Genomic DNA, 5681 nt, shown 5'->3' on the forward strand with positions numbered 1-5681 from the left:
GTTCACCCCCGCCCGGGCCGGTCCGGGATCACGGTGCCGTCGTCGCGGCGGACCGGGGCTCCGCCGCCGTCGGGCAGGGTGAACGCCGTCGTGGAGCAGGGGTAGGGGTCGCGCGGCGGGGCGAGCGGCTGGAGGAACATCGGCTGGACCAGCCACCTGCCGTCGGCGTCGTCGAGCGCCCGGCACATGATCTCCGGCTTGTGCCGGTCCAGCACCACCCTCAGCCCGGTGGCGTCGCCCACGAAGGTGACGTCGGTGTCCGCGTCGCCGGCGCCGAGCGCGGGACGGCGCGCGGGCGGCTGCCGCTCCCAGGCGGCCGCGCCCCGCACCCCGTAGATCCGCTCGTTGATCCAGCAGCGCTTGCCCTCGATGTACGGGATCGCCTCACCCCGGTTGACGCCCACTCCCCCGCAGCCCTCGGCGTCCATGGTGATCCGCCCCCGCGCGTCCGTGACGGCGCGGATGGCGACGGTGTGCCGGGCGTCCACGCCGAGGGCCCGCGACCAGACCTCGGTGACGGGCTCGAACCCGGCGGAGACCACGTGGACCGCGAACCCGGCCTTCCGCAGGGCCGCGACGAGTTCGCGCTGCTGGTCGTAGTAGCGGACCCAGCCCGGCACGGACCGGGTGCCCAGCCGGACCGTGGAGCCGACCGGCGCGGCCAGCGCCTCCTTCCGTGCCGCCGCCGCCACCTCGCGGACCTCCTGCTCGGTGAGTCCGGCGAACAGCCGGGGCACCCAGGCGTACTGGGGGACGGTGCGGCGGTGGTTCCGGGGCCCGGCGAAGGCGGGCTCGCCGGCGGCGGTGCGTCCGCTCTCGCGGATCAGGGAGATCTCGTCGGCGCAGGCGGGCATCGCGGAGGTGGGCATCGCCCCGCCGGCCGGCTTGCGCCCGCAGGCCGTCCGCAGGGCGCCTTCGGCGGCGGGGGTGAGCCACGGGCTGGTGGCGGACCAGTCGGCGGGCCGCCGCAGCCGGTCGTGGCGCAGCGCCCAGGAGAGGGTGGCGTCGGTGACGTCGTTCTTGACGAGCGTGTTGTCCCAGTCGAAGACGGCGACCGGGCGCGCCCCGCGCTGCCCGGTGGCGCACGGCCCCACGGTGTCGATCAGCCGTTGCAGCCGCTCCCGGTTGCCGTCGGCCCAGTCCCCGGCGAGGCGGGGGCAGTCGCCGGGCGGGGCCGTCCGCGGGGTCGCGGCCGGCGCGGGGGCCGCCGCGGCCACCAGGGCGATGGCCGCGGCGAGGGTCCGGGCGGTGCGGAGGAACAGGCGTCGTCGCTTCAGGTGTCCCATATGCCCGGGACCGTACACCTCTGTCCGCTACAGGGGCGTGACGTACGCGCCCGAAATGCCGCCGTCCACCAGGAAGTCGGAGGCGTTGACGAAGGAGGAGTCGTCGCTGGCGAGGAAGGCCACGGCGGCGGCGATCTCCTCGGCCTCCGCGAACCGGCCGGCCGGGATGTGCACGAGCCGGCGCGCGGCCCGCTCGGGGTCCTTGGCGAACAGCTCCCGCAGCAGCGGGGTGTTGACCGGGCCGGGGCACAGGGCGTTGACGCGGATGCCCTCGCGGGCGAACTGCACGCCCAGTTCCCGGGACATCGCGAGCACGCCTCCCTTGGAGGCGGTGTAGGAGATCTGCGAGGTGGCCGCGCCCATCCGGGCCACGAAGGACGCGGTGTTGATGATCGAGCCCTTGCCCTGCCGCCGCATGTAGGGGATGGCGGCCTTGCAGCACAGGTACACCGAGGTCAGGTTGACCTCCTGGACCCGCTTCCACGCCTCCAGGCCGGTGTCCAGGATGGAGTCGTCGTCGGGCGGCGAGATGCCGGCGTTGTTGAAGGCGACGTCCACCGACCCGTAGGTCTCGAAGGCCGTGCGGAACAGCGCCTCCACTTGCTCCGGGTCGGTGACGTCCACCTTCACGAACAGGCCCCCCACCTCGTCCGCGGCGGCCTTGCCGCTGGTCTCGTCGACGTCGCCGCACACCATGTGCGCGCCCTCCGCGGCGAGACGGCGGACGGTGGCCAGGCCGATGCCGCTGCCCGCCCCGGTGACGACGGCGGTACGGCCCACGAGGCGGCGGCAGACGGGCTGCTGAGTGGTGTCGGTCATCGGTCGGACCCTTCCGTGCTGATGAAGACGTTCTTGGTCTCGGTGAAGGCGGCCAGGGCGTCCGGGCCGAGCTCGCGGCCGATCCCGGAGGATTCGAAGCCGCCGAACGGCGTCCAGTACCGCACGCTGGAATGCGAGTTGACCGACAGGTTGCCGGCCCGCACGGCCCGGGAGACCCGCAGGGCGCGGCCCACGTCGCGGGTCCACAGGGAGCCGGAGAGCCCGTACTCGGTGTCGTTGGCGAGCCGGACGGCGTCCGCCTCGTCCTCGAAGGGCAGCACCACGGCCACCGGCCCGAAGATCTCCTCACGGGCCGCCGGGGCGTGCGGCGCGACGCCGGTGAGCACGGTCGGCGGGAACCAGAAGCCGGGACCCGCGGGCGCCTCGCCGCGGATCGCGGGCTCGGCGCCCTCGTCCACGGCGGCGTCCACCAGGGTGCGCACCCTCTCCAGCTGGGCGCGGGAGATCAGCGGTCCCATCTGCGTGCCCTCGTCCGAGGGGTCGGCCACCCGGACGGAGGCGACGGCGGGCTCCAGCAGCTCCATGAAGCGGTCGTACACCGGGCGCTGCACCAGGATCCGGGTGCGGGCGCAGCAGTCCTGCCCCGCGTTGTCGAGGAACGACATGGGGGCGGCGGCCGCGGCGGCCGCCAGGTCGGCGTCGGCGAAGACGATGTTGGGGCTCTTGCCGCCGAGTTCCAGGGTGACCCGCTTCACCTGGTCGGAGCAGAGGGCCATCACGCGTTTCCCGACGCGGGTGGAGCCGGTGAAGACGATCTTGGCGACGCCGGGGTGGCGGACCAGCGCCTCGCCCGCGACGTCGCCGCGCCCCGGGAGCACCTGGAGCAGATGCTCGGGAAGCCCCGCCTCCAGGGCCAGTTCGGCCAGGCGCAGTGCGGTGAGCGGGGTGGTCTCCGCGGGCTTGAGGACCACCGCGTTGCCCGCCGCGAGCGCGGGGGCGAACCCCCAGGCGGCGATGGGCATCGGGAAGTTCCACGGCACGATCACGCCCACCACGCCGAGCGGTTCGAGGAAGGTGACGTCGACGCCGCCGGCCACCGGGATCTGGCGGCCGGTCAGCCGTTCCACGCCGCCGGCCGCGTAGTCCAGCAGGTCGCGGACGTTGCCGGCCTCCCAGCGCGCGTTGCCGGCGGTGTGCCCGGCCTCGCGGATCTCCGTGCGGGCCAGTTCCTCGACGTGCTCGTCGACGACGGCCGCGAACCGCCGCAGCAGGCGGGCGCGTTCGCCGGGGGCCAGCGCCGCCCACGCGGTCTGCGCGCGGGCGGCCCGGTGGACGGCCGTGTCGACGTCCTCCTCGGTGGCTCCCGGGACGGTGGCGATCACCTCCGCCGTGGCCGGGTCGAGCACGTCGAGGTCGTACGGGTTGCTCATGCCGTTCCGTTCTCAGCGGTGGGTCTCAGAGCCGTTCGAAGGAGCGGCGCAGCTCCCAGTCGGTGACCGCGGCGTCGTAGGCGGCGACCTCGACGCGGGCCATGTTCAGGTAGTGGTCGACGACCTCGTCGCCGAAGGCGGTGCGGGCGATGTCGCTGTGCTCCCAGAGGTCGGCGGCGTCCCGCAGGGTGCCGGGCACCCGGGAGTAGCCCGCCGCGTAGGCGTTCCCGGCGCAGGCGTCGGGGAGTTCGAGCTTCTGGTCGATGCCGTGCAGGCCGGCCGCGATCAGGCCGGCCAGGGCGAGGTAGGGGTTGACGTCGCCGCCGGGCAGCCGGTTCTCGAACCGCAGGGACTGTCCGTGGCCCACGACGCGCAGCGCGCAGGTGCGGTTGTCGTGGCCCCAGGCGACGGCGGTGGGCGCGAAGGAGCCGGGCTGGAACCGCTTGTAGGAGTTGATGTTCGGCGCGTACAGCAGGGTGAACTCCCGCAGCGCGGCGAGCTGTCCGGCCAGGAAGTACCGCATGGTCTCCGACATGCCGTCCTCGCCGTCGCCGGACATCACGCTGCGGCCGTCGGTGTCCCACAGCGAGAGGTGGACGTGGCAGGAGTTGCCCTCGCGTTCGTTGTACTTGGCCATGAAGGTCAGCGAGAGGCCCTCCTGCGCGGCGATCTCCTTGGCCCCCGTCTTGTACAGCGCGTGCTGGTCGCAGGTGGTGAGCGCCTCGTCGAAGCGGAACGCGATCTCGTGCTGCCCAGGGTTGCACTCCCCCTTGGCGGACTCCACGACCATCCCGGCGGCGGCCATCTCGTTGCGGATGCGGCGCAGCAACGGCTCCATCCGGCCGGTGCCGAGCACCGAGTAGTCGACGTTGTACTGGTTGGCCGGGGTGAGGCCGCGGTAACCGGCGTCCCAGGCCTGCTCGTAGGTGTCCTTGAAGACGATGAACTCCAGCTCGGTGCCCGCCTTGGCGGTCAGCCCGTGGGCGGCCAGCCGGTCCAGCTGGCGGCGCAGGATCTGCCGGGGCGACTCGGCGACGGGGCTGCCGTCGGACCAGGCGAGGTCGGCGTTGAGCAGGGCGGTGCCGGGGTGCCAGGGGATCCGCCGCAGGGTGCTGACGTCGGGGTACATGGCGAAGTCGCCGTAGCCCTGCTCCCAGGAGGACATCGCGTAGCCGTCGACGGTGTTCATCTCGGTGTCGACGGCCAGCAGGTAGTTGCAGCCCTCGGTGCCGTGGTCGAGCACCTCGTCGAGGAAGAAGCGGGCGGCGAACCGCTTGCCCTGCAGCCGTCCCTGCATGTCGGTGAAGGCGAGCACGACGGTGTCGATCTCTCCGGCGGTCACCAGGGCCTTGAGTTCGTCGACGCCGAGGTGGGGTGTGCGGTCGGCCACGGGACGGTCCTCCTTCAGGCTCACGCACAGGCTGTTCGGCCTGCCGGAGCCTTAACGTACGGTTCGGGGCGTTCACCGGGGAAGAGGGCGCGACGGGGGTTCCCGGGGCGTCCTCGGCCCCCTGGGGCTCCGTTTCCCCCGGGTTGAAAACCTGAACGGGACCCACAAGGGTGTGCGGCAGGACCGTGGGAGGAGTGCCGTATGACCGGACGTCCGCTGATCGGGGTCAGCACCTACCTGGAGGCGGGGGTGCGGTGGGGTGCGTGGGAGCTGGACGCGGCCCTGCTGCCGTCCGGCTACCACCGGCTGGTGCAGCGGGCCGGGGGCATCGCGGCGCTGCTGCCGCCGGACGCTCCCGAGCGGGCGGTGGAGGCGGTGGCCCGGCTCGACGGCCTGCTGATCGCGGGCGGCCCGGACGTCGACCCCGCGCGCTACGGCGCGGAGCGCGACCCCCGCTCGGGGCCGCCGGCGCCGGAGCGGGACGCGTGGGAGCTGGCGCTGATCCGGGCGGCGCTGGAGGCGCGGGTGCCGCTGCTGGGGGTCTGCCGCGGCATGCAGCTGCTGAACGTCGCGCTCGGGGGCACGTTGGTGCAGCACCTGGACGGGCACGCGGGGGCGCCGGGTGTGTTCGGGCGGCACGCGGTGGCTCCCGTCCCGGGCACCCGGTACGCGCAGCTGGTCCCCGAGGTGACGTCGGTGCCCTCCTTCCACCACCAGGCGGTGGACCGGCTGGGGGCGGGGCTGGTGGTGGCGGCGCGGGCGGTGTCCGACGGGACGGTCGAGGCGGTCGAGCTG

At 73.8% G+C, this 5681-nt stretch carries 5 protein-coding genes; 1 reads left to right on the top strand and 4 read right to left on the bottom strand.

Annotation, left to right across the window (positions count from 1 at the left end; translation table 11 throughout):
• Positions 1-2: 2 nt before the first annotated feature.
• From ACOV8S_RS24380 to ACOV8S_RS24395, 4 genes are read right to left on the bottom strand one after another with little or no spacing between them, the layout of a single operon-like run.
• Positions 3-1286, bottom strand: coding sequence for a haloacid dehalogenase-like hydrolase (locus ACOV8S_RS24380; RefSeq protein ID WP_448320302.1), 1284 nt, complete (start codon positions 1284-1286; stop codon positions 3-5).
• Positions 1287-1313: 27 nt separating this feature from the next.
• Entirely contained in the window at positions 1314-2105 is a 792-nt protein-coding gene (locus tag ACOV8S_RS24385) for a 3-oxoacyl-ACP reductase (protein ID WP_448320304.1), read from the bottom strand.
• Entirely contained in the window at positions 2102-3496 is a 1395-nt protein-coding gene (locus ACOV8S_RS24390) for an aldehyde dehydrogenase family protein (RefSeq protein ID WP_448320306.1), read from the bottom strand. The genes ACOV8S_RS24385 and ACOV8S_RS24390 overlap by 4 nt, the downstream gene beginning before the upstream one ends.
• Before the next feature lie 25 nt (positions 3497-3521).
• Positions 3522-4886 (bottom strand): glutamine synthetase family protein, encoded by a 1365-nt coding sequence (locus tag ACOV8S_RS24395; RefSeq protein WP_448320308.1) that lies wholly within the window; start codon positions 4884-4886, stop codon positions 3522-3524.
• A 201-nt stretch (positions 4887-5087) separates the two neighbouring features.
• Here ACOV8S_RS24395 and ACOV8S_RS24400 point away from each other — a divergent pair.
• Positions 5088-5681 (top strand): gamma-glutamyl-gamma-aminobutyrate hydrolase family protein (locus ACOV8S_RS24400; RefSeq protein ID WP_448320310.1); only part of this gene is annotated, 594 nt, incomplete at its 3' end.

The sequence above is a fragment of the Streptomyces sp. CO7 genome, assembly GCF_053474865.1.